The sequence below is a fragment of the Falsiroseomonas sp. genome (genome assembly GCF_030695085.1).
Classification (GTDB): Bacteria; Pseudomonadota; Alphaproteobacteria; order Acetobacterales; family Acetobacteraceae; genus Falsiroseomonas.
The window spans coordinates 1-14,262 of record NZ_JAUYTS010000077.1; the positions used below are offsets into that span (position 1 = coordinate 1).

Consider the following 14,262-nt stretch of genomic DNA (forward strand, 5'->3'; position numbering starts at 1 on the left):
GCGTCTGACGGCGCTGGCCTTCGAGGCCAGTCCTGGTCAGCCACAGGCGCTGTTCGACCTCGCGGCCCAGGAAAAGCCGATCTGGGCCGATCTGGTGCGGCGATCCGGTGCCAGGGCCGACTGACCGACTGTTGTACGGCGCCGCATCTGCCAGGGTCGGGAGGCAAAGCATGTGCCCCAGGCTGGGCCGCGGCCTTCTGCCGGCGGCTGGGGCCTGGCCGCCGGCACATCAACAGGCTTCGCGCCGTCGGGATTCCGAGCGCCGTTCCTGCCCGCCTTGCGGCGGGCAGCACCGGCTAGCGGATCAGCGGCGCGTCGATGGCGTGGATCACGCCATTGGAGCAAGGGATGTCGGCGCGGGTGACGCGGGCCGAGGCCTCGCCCTGCCCCGCCACGGTCAGCACGTTGTTCGCCATGCTGAACCGCAGCGGCGTGCCGGCCGCCGTGGCCAGCTCGCTCACCTGTCCGAGCTCCGCGCTGCCATGGCGTCCCTGCACCACATGCGCCTGGAACGCGGCAGGTGCGAGAACCGGGTCGGCCTCGCGATTGCCATCCACCAGGGGGAAGAGCCGGTCGATGAGAACGCTGCGCGCCCCACCTGCCAGCGCATCATTGGTCGGGGCGAAGATGGTGATGGCATTGGCGTTGCGGAAGTCGGCGACGGCGCGAGCGCGGACCACGCCGCCGACGAAGCGGGAAAACTCGTTCATACCCGCGAGGACGTCGATGCAGTTGCGCTGCTGCGCCGAGGCGCCCGGCGCGGTGACGGCGCCCACGGCGACGGCCAGGGCAGAAAATGCTGCGAGGCGTAGGCTTGAGGATCGGAAGGTCATGGCATTCTCTCCTTGTGACGGGCCGAAGCCCCGCATCGAGGTGGCGAGGGCCTCGGCCCAGACCGCCGATCCCGAAACTACGGCGGTGCTCCCATGCGTGGCATGGGCGTGGGTCTCACCCCTATGCCAACCGTCCCATCATCGGCCGACACGGCGAGGCGCCGGATCGGGCCGCGGGCCGCGGCCGACCTTCGCGCGCCGAAACTGGCGCGGTGTTGGAACATGTGGCGTATCCCGTGGATTCGAGACGCATCGCCGGTCGGCCGTGGCTCGCTACTCTTCCCTGCTCCTGCCTGGGGAGATCTCGATGGAACAGAGTTTTGCACGGCCCGCGGATCGGTTTGCAGCGGTGCCTCCTTCACCCTTTCCGCCGAGCCGGACGACGCAGACCGGGAGCAGACCCTCGCCCGCAAGGATGGCTCTGCTGATCGCAGGCGTGATGGCGTATGCGGCCCCTTCCCTGGCGCGGACCGATCTCACACCCCAGGCGCTGCCGCCGGCGCCGGTTCCTGGCAGCGAGTGGCGCGTTTCCGTCGGCGCCGGCGCAGTTTTCGCCCCGGATTATCTCGGCTCCGACAGCCACACCCTGTCGCCGCTTCTCGGCCCGGAGATCAGCTGGCGGGAAGACACACTGTTCCTGTCGCTGCGCGACGGGCTGGGTGCCACGATCCTGCGCCACGGCGCTGTCTCCATGGGCGCCGTGCTGCGGCCCCGCTTCGGCCGCGACCAGGACGACAACGACGCGCTGCGCGGCATGGGCGACATCCGCGCCGCCGGCGAAGCGGGCGCTTTCCTGCGCTATGCCGACGCGAACTGGCGCGGCTCGCTCGAGCTGCGCCAGGGCTTCGGCGGTCATTCGGGTCTCGTCGCCGACGCACGGCTCGACCGGGTCCTGCGCCTGCGCCCGGATCTGATCCTCACTGCCGGCCCGCGACTGAGCTGGGGCAGCGAGGATTTCGCCGAGACCTATTTCGGCGTGGATGCGGAGCAGTCCCGTCGCAGCGGCTATCAGCGTTTCGCACCGCGGGACTACTGGTTCGCCGGCGTCGCCGCGAGCGTGACCATGCGGCTCGATACCCGCTGGAGCGTGACGGCGTTCGGCGAGGCCGGGCAGATATTTGGTGACGCCGCCGACAGCCCGCTCGTCGATGGCCGCGGCAGCGCAACACAGGCGCTGTTCGGCCTCACGTTCAACTGGCAGTTCCTGCCGTGACGTCCTGGCGCGGCCTCAACGCCGCACATTCCAGAAGACCGGCGGCCCACGCATCACGCCGGTCAGCGATCTTCGGTAGGCGGTTGGCAGGACGTACTGGCCGAGCGGAATGTAGGGCACCTCCACGAAGGCCAGACGCTGCATCTCGGCCGCGATCGCGCGCTGTGCGGAAAGGTCGGGGGCATCGAGCCATGCGCTGGCAAGCGCCTCCATCCTCGGGATGGAAGGCCAGCCGAACCAGGCACGCGCACCGCCGCCCCGGACAAGCTGGTGGACGCCCGGATTCAGCAGGTCGAGCGCCGCGAAGCCGGAATAGAAGCAGGACCAGCCGCCGCGTTCGACAGGCTCGCGGCTGGCACGCCGCTGCACCACGGTGGCCCAGTCCGTCGCGACATGGTCCAGGTTAAACCCCAGCTGGCGGAACAGCGCAGCGCCCACTTCGCCTGCCGCCTTGCCCGCCGGGAAATCCGTCGAGACCAGCGAGACCACGCGCTCCCCGCGATAACCGGCCTCGCGAATCGCCTCGCGCGCACGCGCGATGTCGCGCGGGGCGTGAATTGCCTCCATGCCGGCATCGGTGGCCAGCGGCGCGCCGGGTGGCCAGATACCGACGCCGTCCTGCCAGGCGCCGGACTCGGTACCCGCGACCGCATTCATGAAGTCCGCCTGGTTCACCGCGCTCAGCACGGCGCGTCGGATCGCAGGATTGTCGAACGGCGGATGCAGGTGGTTCAGCCGGCAGATGCTGACGCTGCCCAGTTCCGGCGTCGTCTCGATCACCAGGTCGCGGCTGCGGCGCAGCACCGGCAGCAAATCGAAATCCGGCCGCTCCACCCAATCCACCTCCCCGCGCAGCAGGGCCGCGGCCGCGGTTGAGGGGTCCGGGATGATGTGCCACTCGACGCGATCGAGATGCGCGACCTTCGGCCCGGAGGTCCATTCCGGCGCTCCGCCCTGCCGCGGGCGATACCCAGCGAAGCGCTCATAGACAGCGCGCGAGCCGGCAACCCATTGGTCGGCGCGAAACTGGAATGGACCAGAGCCGATGACCTCCGCGACCATGCGCGAAGGCTCCGTCCGCGCAAGGCGCTCCGGCATGATGGCGCAGATCGGTGACGCCAGCTTGCCGAGTGCGTCGAGCATCGGCGCGAAGGGGCGCGAAAGGCGGATCACGAAACTGCGGTCGTCCGTCGCCGCCATATGATCCGTTCGCGCCGCGAGCAGCTGGCCCAGCGGGTCCTTCTGCGACCAGCGCTGGATCGAGGCGACGCAGTCTCGCGCGCGGACCGGCTCGCCGTCATGGAACCGCAAGCCCTCGCGCAATCGGAAGGTCCAGTGCAGGCCGTCATTCTCGACCTGATGCGCCTCGACCATCTGCGGGGCCGGGTTCAACGACGCGTCCAGGCCATAGAGGGTATCGTAGATCATCAAGGCATGGTTGCGCACGACATAGGCCGTGGTGACCAGCGGATCGAGCACCGAGAGGTCTGCCTGTGGCACGAAGCGCAAGGTTCGCGCGGCCACGCTCTGCGCCCGGATGGCCGGCGCAGGCAGTGTGGCGACTGCCGCAATGGCGGTGAGGAGGTGTCTGCGACCTGGCAAAGCCTTGCTCCATCCAAGTTGGTCGACCGATCCAGTCCGGCGCGCAGCCATGCGGTCAGGAAAGCAGCCAGCCGGTATGCCGTGCCTTCACGCCGTCAGCGCCGGCGCGCTGGCCTCCGTGCGCGGCAACGGAACAGGCGGCGCGACGCGCCTTAGCGCACCAGGCGCGTAGCCGAACTCCCGGCGGAAGGCGCGGCTGAAGGTCGTCGGCTCCAGGAAACCAAGTTCCTCGCTGATCACCTGGATTGTCCGGCCGTCGGTCGGGTCGGCGATTGCCCGGTGCGCCTGGCGCAGCCGCTCACGCTGGATGTCGCGCACCACGCCGCCGACCGGCTCGAACAGGCGATAGAGCCGCGAGCGCAAAATCCCGACCAGCCGGCACAAGGATTCGGGGGTGAGATCCGATGACCGAATGTGCTGGCGGATGATGGCGCGCACGCGGGCCAGCCGCGCCGCCCGCACCACCGTTTCGTCCACCAGCCCCGGCGTCGCACCGGCCGAAACCGCCGCCGTCACCAGCGCGCGTGTTGCTTCAACGGCGCGTGGGATCTCGGCGTCCCGCATATTCGGCAGCTCGGCAGCGATGCGCTGCAGAAAGCCGCCCAGCAACCGCCCGGATGTCGAGGCAAGTGGCGCGGTGCGGCAGCCTTCGATCGCCGGACCGAGTTCGGGGCAGCTGTCCCGCGGCATGACGAGGCAGAGCCACTCGCCGCCGAACAGCTCCGTCTCGAAGGGCTCGCCGAGCGAAAGGATGACAGGTACGAGCGGTGGAATTTCGAGGCGGTTCTCGTCGCCGCGCACGACCTGCATGCCCCGCGTCGCGACGCAGACCAGCCAGTCATCGAGCAGATCCCGGCTGACCTGTGCCGCTGAGCGGCGGTAGCGCGCGGTATGTGTGACGACGCGGCGGAGCGCGAAGGTGCCGAGCCTCCAGATGCCCGGCTGCGCATCATCATGCCCTGCGGGCGCAAGGTCTTCGAGCACCCCGGCCAGCTCCATTGCCGGCGCGCGGTTCGCGCGCGCGTCGCGATGGTGGCGCATCGCCACCTCGGTGGATGCAGGCGCGCGGTGCCCGACGATCCACTGCTGTCGCATCATCATGGTCTCCACCATGTCCTACCTCCGCAATGCGGCACCGTGCAGCGTAGCCGGCCTACAGGTCATCATAGGGTAAGCCGAGCGCCGATGAGCGGAGCCGAAAGGCTGCGCACAGTCCTGGGACGCCTGGCACAAACCGGAACGGTTCCCGGGATCCGGCTGGCATATGCAGCGCAATGCGGGGATTCCAAACCCATCGCCGCGCAGCAGTCGCTCGCTAGACTGCGTGCAGCAGGCGTTGCACCGCGCGGCTTCGCCGGGCTCGTCGGCACCAGTGAGGGAGACGACCTCAGCAAATTTAACGTAAAGGAGAGAGACGCATGATCAAGACCCTGTGGCGCGCACAGCAGCGCCCGATCGTAGCCGCTGTCGCACTCGCCTGCGTGGTTGCGATGCCACCGCCCTCGGTCGCGCAGACCTCCATGGGCTCGCGCGAATTCCAGCAGGCCGAGCTGAGCGAATTGTCGCCGGCCCTCCGCAGCGAGGTGGAGCGTCGCGTCGCACAGGCTCCGGGCAACACGCCCCGTGGCGTGCTGGAGTCGATGCTGCTCAACGAACTCCAGATCCGCGAACCCGCCAGCCGGATCGTCGGCGTTGACCTGGGGCGCGGCGTGGTCGTGATCCAGCAGCCGGCCGGCACACTGAAGGCCTACACCTTCAGCAAGCAGGAGGGTCTGCGAGTCATGGGAGAGGTTTCGCTGGCGCGTTGACGGCGGCGGCCTTGCAGCAAATGACGTGGCGGGCGCCGGGCACAGAGAGCCCGGCGCCCGGGACTTTCGGGACGACAAGCATGCGCTTAGGTCCAAGGGATGGCAGCTTTCGCCCCGGGCGGCCGCCAAGCGGCCTGCGGCCATGAGGCGCCCGCGCCTGTTCATTGTCTCGGTCGGTGGCGCGGCGCCGGAAATGGCGCCGGAGGAACTCGGCACGGCGCCCGCTTGCCACCTGCTGCCGTCCATTGTCCCGGCTCTCTCTGCCATCGCGGAATTTGATTCCGTCGCATTGCTGCACGTTCCGAGCGCCTCGCTTTCGCCCGCCCATCTGGTTGAGGTCGCGCAGCGGATCGAGGACGCCCTGGCCACCGGCTGCGACGGCGCGGTGGTCGTGCACGGCGCGGACACGATCGAGGAATCCGCCTTCATTCTCGACCTCCTGGTCGGCAGCGAGAATCCCGTTGTGGTCGCAGCCATGTCCTGCAGCGGCAATGGGCTCGGTCCGCTGGATGCAGCCCGGCTGGCGGTCGCCGTCGCCGTCGCGGCCGCGCCGGAAGCACGCGGGCTTGGCGCGCTGGTGGTGGCGAAGGATGAGATTCATGCCGCGCGCTTCGCTCAGCTTTCACACGCAAGGCAGGGAGCCGCCTTCGTCTCGCCCTTGACGGGGCCGATCGGCATCGTCGTCGAGGGACGACCCCGGTTCTGGGCGCGCGTGGCGCGGCTGCCCTGCTTTCCGGCCTATGGCGGGCCGCCGCGCCAGGTGGCGTTGCTGCGCTGGACCATGGGGGATGATGGGCGCTGGCTCGGTTCGCTGCCGATGCTCGGCTATGCCGGCGCGGTGATCGAGGGAATGGGCGCGGGCCATGTGCCGATGGAAGCCATGCGGCCGCTCGGGGAACTCGCCGCGCGCATGCCGGTGGTGCTCGCCTCGCGTTCCAGCACCGGGCTTGTCGTGGCGCGCAAGCGGCCCGGCACCGATCTCGACCTGCTCCGCCTGGGCCTCATTCCGGCGGGGTGGCTGTCCGGGCTGAAGGCCCGACTGCTGCTCGGTCTCGCATTGCGAGGCGGCACCGGGCACGCCGCCGCCGCAGCCGCCTTTGCGCACTACCAGTGACCAGGCGCGCCAGATCCCCGCACAACACCCGCCTTGTGCCGGATGATGTTGGAACAACACCATGGTGAGCGACCGCGCGATGCGCACGATGATCGGCCTGTGCACGGTGATCCTGATCGCCGCGGCATTGCGTGCCGCCGACACGGTCTTTGCGCCCATCGCCGTCGCTCTCTTCGTCATTGCCCTTGTCCGGCCGGTGCAGCGTGGCATTCAGCCGCGGGCGGGCGCAGCCATCGCGGCGCTGGCCACCATGTTGCTGGCACTGGTCGCCGTGGCCGCGCTCGCGGTGCTGAGCGCCTGGGCCTTCGGCCGGGTTGGCCAATGGACCATCGTCAATGCCGCCGCGCTGCAGGCGCTCTACGTGCAGAAGCTGGCGCTGCTGCAGGACGCAGGGATACCAGCGGAAGCCATGGCCGGCCTGTTCGACATGCGGCTGATGGTCCGCCTGGCGCAGCAGGTGACCGCCCAGTTGCAGGGCGTGCTGAGCTTCACCGTTGTCACCCTGGTCTTCGTCATTCTCGGATTGCTCGAGGTGGATGTCGCGCGCCGTCAGCTCGAGGCGCTGCGCGATTCGCCCGCCGCCGCGGCGCTGCTGCGTGCCGCGTCGCGAACCGCCGCGAAGCTGCGCGCCTACATGGCTGTCCGCACCGCGATGAGCATTCTCACCGGCCTTGCGGTCTGGGCCTTCGCAAGGGCGATGGGCCTTGAGCTTGCGGAGGAATGGGGCCTCATCGCCTTTGTGCTGAACTACATTCCCTTCATCGGGCCGCTGGTCGCAACGGTCTTTCCCACGGCCTTCGCCGCGCTGCAGTTCGGCACCTGGCAGGTCGCCGTCACCGTCTTCGCGGCGTTGCAGGTCATCCAGTTTCTGTCGGGCAGCTATATCGAGCCGCGGGTGGCGGGAAGACGCCTGGCGGTCTCGCCGTTCCTGGTTCTTGTCGCGGTGTTCCTCGGCGCTTTCCTGTGGGGCATCATCGGCGCCTTCATCGGCGTACCGATCCTGATCGCAATCTTGTGCATCTGTGATGAATTTGAGCAAAGCCGATGGGCTGCACGGCTGTTCTCGGGTCTCGATGCCGAACCCGTGATGAGGCGGGACAGCGGCGGCACCGGTTCAGCATGAACCCGGCGCAGAGCGGCCGTCCGAAGCTGCGCGAACGGCTGACACCCTGCAGGACCATGCCAGGGGTCCCAGGAGTTGGCTCAGCATCCACCTCGGTGCCGTGCAACGACCTTAACGATTCCCTTGCCCACCGAGAGGCCTGAAGGTCGTCCCGGCCAAGGCTCCCGCCAGGACGCCGAAGGCAGGCCTCGCCGCATTTTCACGGCCGCAGGGATAAACGATGGTAGCGCCACCCCTCGATACGGCTGCGGAATGCGGCCAGCCACGCAATGTCCCATCCGCCGGGGCAGCACCCGGTTCGTCGGCCGGTGCCTGGCATTCCGCGCGGCGCGGCGGCGAAGATGGCGATCGGGAGGATAAGGCCGCAGGCCGGCGCAGGCAGCCGCTGACCTTCTCGAATCTGCACCTGCCCGCGTGCCAGCAATTCGAGGCGTGGCAGGAATCCAGCACCAGCACCTTGGAAGTCGCGCCGCTGGCCGATCCGGCCGCCGGCTTTCCTGCCGAGCGGACCCTCTGGGGCCTCGGTCCCCTGGCGCTCATGACCATCCGGGCGCCGGCCGCCCAGCTTGTGCGGACCGCCGCCGCTGCCCGCCGGAGTTCCCTGGACCACTGGATGATCAACATCGCGCTGCGCGGTGAACGGCGGATGCGTACCGACGCGGCATGCCTGACGATCCCCGCCGGCGTGGCGAGCATCGCTTCCATGAACGATGTCATGGAGTCGGATCGCTCGGATATCGATTGGCTCTGCCTGTTCCTGCCGCGCGACCTCGCGCCACAGCTGGCCACGGCGCTGAGCGCGTCGCGCGGCGCTCCGCTCGATTCCTCGATGGGGCGGATCCTGGCGTCCTTCCTCGTCCAGCTCGCAGCCGAGGTCCCGTCCCTGGACGAGGCGGAGCAGGCGCGCGTCGTCGAGTCCACGCGCGCCATCGTCGCAGCCTCGATCTCCCCCTCCGCCGAAGCCATGGCCGCCGCGCAGACGCAGATCGACCTGGTTCAGCTTTCGCGCGTGAAGGTCATCATCCGCCAGCATCTGCGCTCCGCCATCCTGACGGCGGATCGCCTCAGCCGCCTGGCCGGCATCTCACGCTCGCAGCTCTATCGGCTGTTCGAGCATCAGGGCGGCGTCGCGCGCTACATTCAGTCGGAGCGGCTGCGTGCGGCGTGCCGTGCGCTCGCGGCCCCGGAGGGTGACCGCGACATCTCGGCCATCGCGGAGGATGTCGGCTTCTTCGACCCATCGGCCTTCAGCCGGTCTTTCCGGCGCGAATTCGGGGTCTCACCACGGGAATTCCGCGCCGCGGCCATGGCGGGGCAGGCCGTCGTGCTGCGGCGGGACGCCATGAGGACGGCCACGAACGACCTCGCTGACTTCCTCGGCCGGCTGTAGGGCCGCATCCCCTCAATGACCGATTGAGGATGCCCGCGGCCGCGAACCCGCGGAAATTCTCAAACCGATACGGTGGACGGCCGCTGACCGGCATATGTGCCAGGCTCGCGACTTGTCGTGGGCGGTGAGCAAAGGAGACGACTGTCAGAACCGCGCGACGCCGAAGGCCACCAGGCGATTGGCGATGCCGTGCCCGACGCCGCCGGAGCCGGCCGCCTGCGCACCGCCCTCCAGGTCGCGCCGGCTGAAGACGTATTCGATGCCGAGGTCGAGCCAGCCGAAGGGTTGGCGGGTTGTCGTGTTGGCGGCGAAGGGACTCCAGACCAGGTTCGCGATCACCTGCTGCATCTCGCGATTCAGCGAAAGCGCGCCGCGCGAGCCGGGCGCGAAGTCGATGCCGTCCGGGAAATCCTGCCGCGCATAGGCGTAGGCGACAGTGCTGCGCAGCGTGTCGCTCCAGAATCGCCGATAGCCGATGGTGCCGCCATAGCTCGGCACCGGCTCCAGGCTGAAGCCGGTGCCGCCGGTCGAGGTGATGTCGCTCAGGGCAGCCTGGCCGAAGGTATTGCCGGCGAAATAGCGGCCAACACCCTCGCCGTAATGACCCATCAGCAGCAACTCGTCGCGGCCGAAGGGCGCCATCCAGCGGCCGAGCGGCAGGCGCGCATGCGCGGCGATGCCCCAGCCAAGGCTGCTCTCGGAGCCGCCGGGACCCAGCACGGTGCCGTCCGCATCAAGTGCCAGCCGCCGCACCAGGCCGCGCAGCACATACTCCTCCGGCCCGTCGCGCCAGGTCAGCCGCGCGAGCAGATCCGGCGCCTGGTCGAAGACCGGGCTCGCCCCGCCATCCAGGCGGATCGGGCTGAAGATCGGCCCGTTCTGCGTGGTGACGTCGCCATAGGGCGCCTCAATCGAGGCCTGCACCGTCCAGTTCGGGCCGAAGCGCCGCGTTGCGCGCAGCTGCGCCTGGCGGATGAAGGATTGGTTCAGGTTCGTGGCGTCGTGATAGGCCTCGATCAGCCCCTCATTCCACAGGCTGTTCGCCTGGCCGGCGAGGAAGCTCCAATCGCCCCGCGTCAGTTCCGCGAAGGCGAGGCGCAGCCGGAGGGCGAGGTCGCCGCCCTGCGAGATCTCGCCGCGGAAATCCGCCTCCACGGTGGTATCGAGCCGGCCCCAGCCGGTTTCGGTGCGCGTGTCGAAGCCGATGCGTGAGCCGCGCGCGGTCATGTCGAAGCCGCCGGTCTGGCTTGCCGCGGCGCTGCCGGTCAGCGGGATGCCCTGCACCGAGGCCGCATCCGTCGGATTGCGCGCGTTGAAATCGGTATAGCCCGTCAGCCGGATGAAGCCGTAGAGCCGCACGGAGGTGTCGGTATTCGGCACCCGCATGGCAAGCCCGTCGAGGCTGCCGCGCAGCGCCTGGTCCACCTCGGCGCGCACCACCTCCGGCGTACGCGGTGGCGGGACGACAACGACGGCGGCGACGGATGGCGCGGGTGCGGCCGGCGTGGCTGGCTGCACCGGCACGGCGGCACGCGCCGCAGGGCGGGGCGCGCGGCGTTCGCGTTCAAGCTGGTTCACCCGCTGCTGCAGCGCCTCAATGCGGCGGATGAGTTCCGTCACATCAGGCTGCTGCGCCGCCACCGGCGCGGCACCGAAGGCAAGGGCCAGGGCGCCCGCCGCTTTCCAGATGCGCATCGTCCCACCTTCCCAATATGGTGGGTGAGGATCGGAAGTTGCCGCGCTCACTGGAAGTGCGCAGTGTCTCGTCCGCGTGCCGGTTGTTCCGGGCGCCCGCGGGCTCAGCGGGTCTGGCTGCGTGCTTGCCGCGCGGCTTCGCCAGCCATCCCCTCCCCGATCCGTTCCAGCAGATAGGGAAAGAAGGGGTTGGAGGAGAGTCGCAGCAACGCATCCGGTGCAATCGCCAGCACGCCGCGTTCGCCGCGTGGCGCAAGGGCGCCGAGCTGGACACCGAAATCCTCCTCCGCGTCGGGATCAAGGCCGTACAGCCCGTCCGTCACCGGGAAGGGCAGCGCGACGTGGGACAGCGAGTAGACATCCCGTGGCCAGGCGAGCCCGATTGGTCGCACCAGCTCCCGCGCAGCGCCGGCTTCGGTCACACGCTCGATCACCGCGGCTTCCTGCGGGCTGGCATTGGTGATGACCACGGCGCGCCAGGTGCGGCTGCCGGGCGGCAGAAGCCGGTCCAGCGCCGTCTCCGTCGCCGGCGTCAGCAGGGGGCCGAGCTTGGCGTTGCGGTTGATGTCGAACAGCACCAGCTCGCTGCCCTGGGCCGGCAACTGATCATACAGCGCCGTGATGACCGCGCGCGTGCTGACGGTGAAATCCACCACCGACTGGAAGGTCAGGATCGGCGGCAACGCCGCGAGCCGGCCCTCCGCCGCCAGGCGCCGCATCTGCCCCTGCAGCGCCATGGTCAGGCGATGCGACTGCCGCGCACCATTCACCGGGAAGGAGTTGTATTTGAAGGGAATGAACTCCGGCACGATGCCGAGCCAGGCGGCCTTGGCGAAGCGTGGGAGAAGGGCCGGCAGCGCCGTCAGCCCCGCGAAGCGGGCGAAGGCCGTAATGCCGATCATGGGGGAGATCAGCACGAGCCGGTCTGGCCGCGCCATTGCCTCATCTTCGAGCGCGTCCAGCGCGTATTTCAACGCAAGCGCCCCGCCATTCGAGAAGCCGATGAGATGCAGGGGCCGATCCGGACCGGCGCGCGCGCGGGCTTCGCGCATGGCGAGCCGCGTGGCGGCCTGCCAATCCTCCCACGTCACCCGCGTGAGCGCCGCCGGCACCGTGCCATGTGCCGGCAGCCGGAGGCCGATGGCGATCCAGCCGCGGTCGCGGTAGAGCGCACCGACATGACGCAGGCTGTAGGGGGAATCCGTCAGCCCATGCAGCAGGACGACGACGCCGCGCGCCTCGCCTTCGGGCTCCAGCACGAAGGAACGGTTCCAGTCCTGCACGAAGCGCCCGGGATACAGCGGGCTGCCTGTGAAGTAGCGGTTGGCGGGAATGCGGTCCTGCGGCTCCAGCGCCGCGGTCACCTCGGTGCGGACCGTTGCAAAGGCGGCTGCCTCGGCCGCGAGGTAGCGGCCCCAGTCGGCTGCATCGATCTGTTCGGCGCGCAACTCCTCCGGCACCACCAGGTGCCAGGGCGCGAGGGGCGGGCCGTGCCTGATGTCCCATATGCGCAGGGCCAGCAGCACAACGAGCAGCGTGGCCGTGAGAAGCAGGATCCGCCGCGGCAGGCGCCGCACCCACCAGGGCATGATCAACACCCGCTTCTACGCGCCACAGGCGCCACCACGTGCAGTCATCGCGCCCCTGCCAGGCTGGCCGGTTCGGCGACCGAGGTGGTGACCAGCGGTGGCGCCGTGACCCAGCCCGCGCCACTCAGGCCGGTGGCACGGCCGTATTCGAAGAGTGCCCTCATGAATTCGGGATCGAAGGGCCCGCTGCGCGGGGCCCTGAAATCGGTGCCGATGTACGCCACGCGAAAGCCCAGCCCGTCGCGGAGCGCGGTCAGATAGATCCGGTTGATGTCGTTGATGCCGCTGAAGTGCAGCAGGGTGGAGGCCGATCGGCCAGTGATGCTCATCACCCCGCGTGCGACGGTGGCGCCTTCGAGGTCGATGCGTCCATTGCGCACCACGTGGATCATCCGTCGCCGCTGTCCTGCCCAGGCCCGGTCCATGTCGCGCAGTTGCATGGAGGGCGGATAGAAGAAGACCTGCACCGAGGCACCGCCATCGACATGCATTTCCTGGAACGCGCGGCCTTCGTGGTCGATGTTCACCAGCACGGGTGGGAAGGCGCCAGGGATCGAGGCGGACGCCAGCAGGATGCGGCGAAACAGATCCAGCGCCCCAGGCTGCCCGCTCGCCGCGATCGCGCCGATGTTCCAGACCACCGGGCGCTGCAGATCAAGGTTGGTGGTGCCGATCAGCAGCAGCCGCCCGCGCGCATATTCCTGGGCGATGGACCGAAGCATCGTCTCGTCAGCGTGGCGTTCGATCAGGCGATAGAGCGGCGATGTATCGGCGACCGCTTCGCCGAACACCAGGGAGAAGGCGGTGGTAAGCCAGCCGCCGAGGCGCAGCACATCGGCCTGGCCGGCGGGGGTGAAGACCTCGCGGAGCGCTGCGTCGTAGGCGGGACCCAGGAACGCGAAAGGCGCGATCAACGCGCCGGCCGAAATGCCGGTGACGACGGTGAATTCGGGCCGGTTGCCGGCCTCCGTCCAGCCATTCATCAGCCCCGCCCCGAAAGCGCCATTGTCGCCGCCACCGGACAGCGCAAGGAAATGCGCCTCCGATGGGCCATTGCGCTGTGTGTCCTGCGCCGCCCTGGCGCGCTCCGCCATCAGCGCGCCCTCGCGGCTCAGCGCATCGGGGGGGCCATCCGGCCAGAAGCGCGCATTCGGAATGCCGAGCACCGGCAGTTCCGTCGTCAGGTTGGACGGCGGCGGATCGAGCCGGACGATGCTGGTGCAGCCGCCGAGGAGGCCAACCGCCAGGACCAGCAGGACGCCAAGCGCCGTGCCGGCCGGCAGGCCTGCATGGCCACGGCGGGCGGCAATGGGGGTGCCGGACATCAGGCCCGCACGATCGCGCCGAAATGGGCGCGGCATGGCTTCCTCGGGGTCGCGGACGGGCTGGAGCAGGTCACTGTCGTTCCTCCGGGGCTGCCGTCGGCCGGTGGCGGATGTGGCACGCGCCAGCGGTGCTGCGCAGAGAAGAATTGCCGCGATCGCGGAGCGGTCATCAGGCACGGGCTGAAGCGCATGCACGCATGAAACCTCGTCTTCTGGGCCAGTGCACGCCTTGACGATTCAGTGCCGCAAATGGGCCAGGCAACGCCCCTTCGGGCGATCGGCCGAATTGCGGCGCATTCTTCCGTCGGCGGATCACCTGGCACCTGAAGGGGGTAGCCCCCGCCAAGGCGCTCGCGCCGGTGCGGTTCTCGACTGGCGAGTTTACGGAAGGGCTTGCCGGTGACAATTGGCACCAGGTGCCATCGTTGGAGCATGTGTCCCAGGCTGGGCGAAGGCGCCGCCAATGCGCAAGGGTTTTGGCCAGCCTTCAGCCGCACCTTGCTGGAGGTGCCGCACCCGAACCTGCTGGCACCTGACCGGGGGGGGGGGGGGGGGGGAAACGACGGGGCC

The 14,262-nt window shown here is 69.3% G+C and carries 11 protein-coding genes; 5 read left to right on the forward strand and 6 right to left on the reverse strand.

The features are described 5' to 3' along the window. Positions 1-296 precede the first annotated feature (296 nt). On the reverse strand, positions 297-833 hold the full coding sequence (locus tag Q8S40_RS09385; RefSeq protein ID WP_304815274.1) for a fasciclin domain-containing protein: 537 nt from the start codon (positions 831-833) through the stop codon (positions 297-299). Positions 834-1,248: 415 nt separating this feature from the next. Here Q8S40_RS09385 and Q8S40_RS09390 point away from each other — a divergent pair, with 415 nt between their 5' ends. Beyond that, the gene (locus Q8S40_RS09390) at positions 1,249-2,046 is read left to right on the forward strand and encodes a MipA/OmpV family protein (RefSeq protein ID WP_305670173.1); all 798 of its coding nucleotides are present in this window, start codon (positions 1,249-1,251) and stop codon (positions 2,044-2,046) included. A gap of 15 nt (positions 2,047-2,061) precedes the next feature. Here Q8S40_RS09390 and Q8S40_RS09395 read toward each other — a convergent pair whose 3' ends face one another. Together Q8S40_RS09395 and Q8S40_RS09400 are read right to left on the reverse strand one after the other, a co-directional pair. Beyond that, positions 2,062-3,648: an ABC transporter substrate-binding protein gene (locus tag Q8S40_RS09395; protein WP_371136822.1), complete on the reverse strand. Its 1,587-nt coding sequence runs from the start codon at positions 3,646-3,648 to the stop codon at positions 2,062-2,064. Positions 3,649-3,735: 87 nt separating this feature from the next. After that, a complete protein-coding gene (locus Q8S40_RS09400) occupies positions 3,736-4,761 on the reverse strand; it encodes an AraC family transcriptional regulator (protein WP_305670175.1) in 1,026 nt (341 codons plus the stop codon). Positions 4,762-5,066: 305 nt separating this feature from the next. Here Q8S40_RS09400 and Q8S40_RS09405 point away from each other — a divergent pair, with 305 nt between their 5' ends. From Q8S40_RS09405 to Q8S40_RS09420, 4 genes are all read left to right on the forward strand, one after another. Beyond that, positions 5,067-5,456 (forward strand): hypothetical protein, encoded by a 390-nt coding sequence (locus tag Q8S40_RS09405; protein ID WP_305670176.1) that lies wholly within the window; start codon positions 5,067-5,069, stop codon positions 5,454-5,456. 142 nt (positions 5,457-5,598) lie between these two features. After that, positions 5,599-6,570 carry an asparaginase domain-containing protein gene (locus Q8S40_RS09410; RefSeq protein ID WP_305670177.1) on the forward strand — a complete coding sequence of 324 codons (972 nt, stop codon included), beginning with the start codon at positions 5,599-5,601 and terminating at the stop codon, positions 6,568-6,570. 61 nt (positions 6,571-6,631) lie between these two features. Further along, on the forward strand, positions 6,632-7,693 hold the full coding sequence (locus tag Q8S40_RS09415) for an AI-2E family transporter (protein ID WP_305670178.1): 1,062 nt from the start codon (positions 6,632-6,634) through the stop codon (positions 7,691-7,693). Positions 7,694-7,913: 220 nt separating this feature from the next. Further along, complete coding sequence (locus Q8S40_RS09420) at positions 7,914-9,083, forward strand: helix-turn-helix domain-containing protein (RefSeq protein ID WP_305670179.1); 1,170 nt, start codon at positions 7,914-7,916, stop codon at positions 9,081-9,083. A 144-nt stretch (positions 9,084-9,227) separates the two neighbouring features. Here the strand turns inward: Q8S40_RS09420 and Q8S40_RS09425 are convergent, their stop codons facing one another. From Q8S40_RS09425 to Q8S40_RS09435, 3 genes are all read right to left on the reverse strand, one after another. Beyond that, a complete protein-coding gene (locus Q8S40_RS09425; RefSeq protein WP_305670180.1) occupies positions 9,228-10,778 on the reverse strand; it encodes a DcaP family trimeric outer membrane transporter in 1,551 nt (516 codons plus the stop codon). Between the two features lie 104 nt (positions 10,779-10,882). Then, positions 10,883-12,367 (reverse strand): carboxylesterase, encoded by a 1,485-nt coding sequence (locus tag Q8S40_RS09430; protein WP_305670181.1) that lies wholly within the window; start codon positions 12,365-12,367, stop codon positions 10,883-10,885. Between the two features lie 44 nt (positions 12,368-12,411). Next, the gene (locus Q8S40_RS09435) at positions 12,412-13,692 is read right to left on the reverse strand and encodes a patatin-like phospholipase family protein (protein WP_305670182.1); all 1,281 of its coding nucleotides are present in this window, start codon (positions 13,690-13,692) and stop codon (positions 12,412-12,414) included. Positions 13,693-14,262 lie beyond the last annotated feature (570 nt).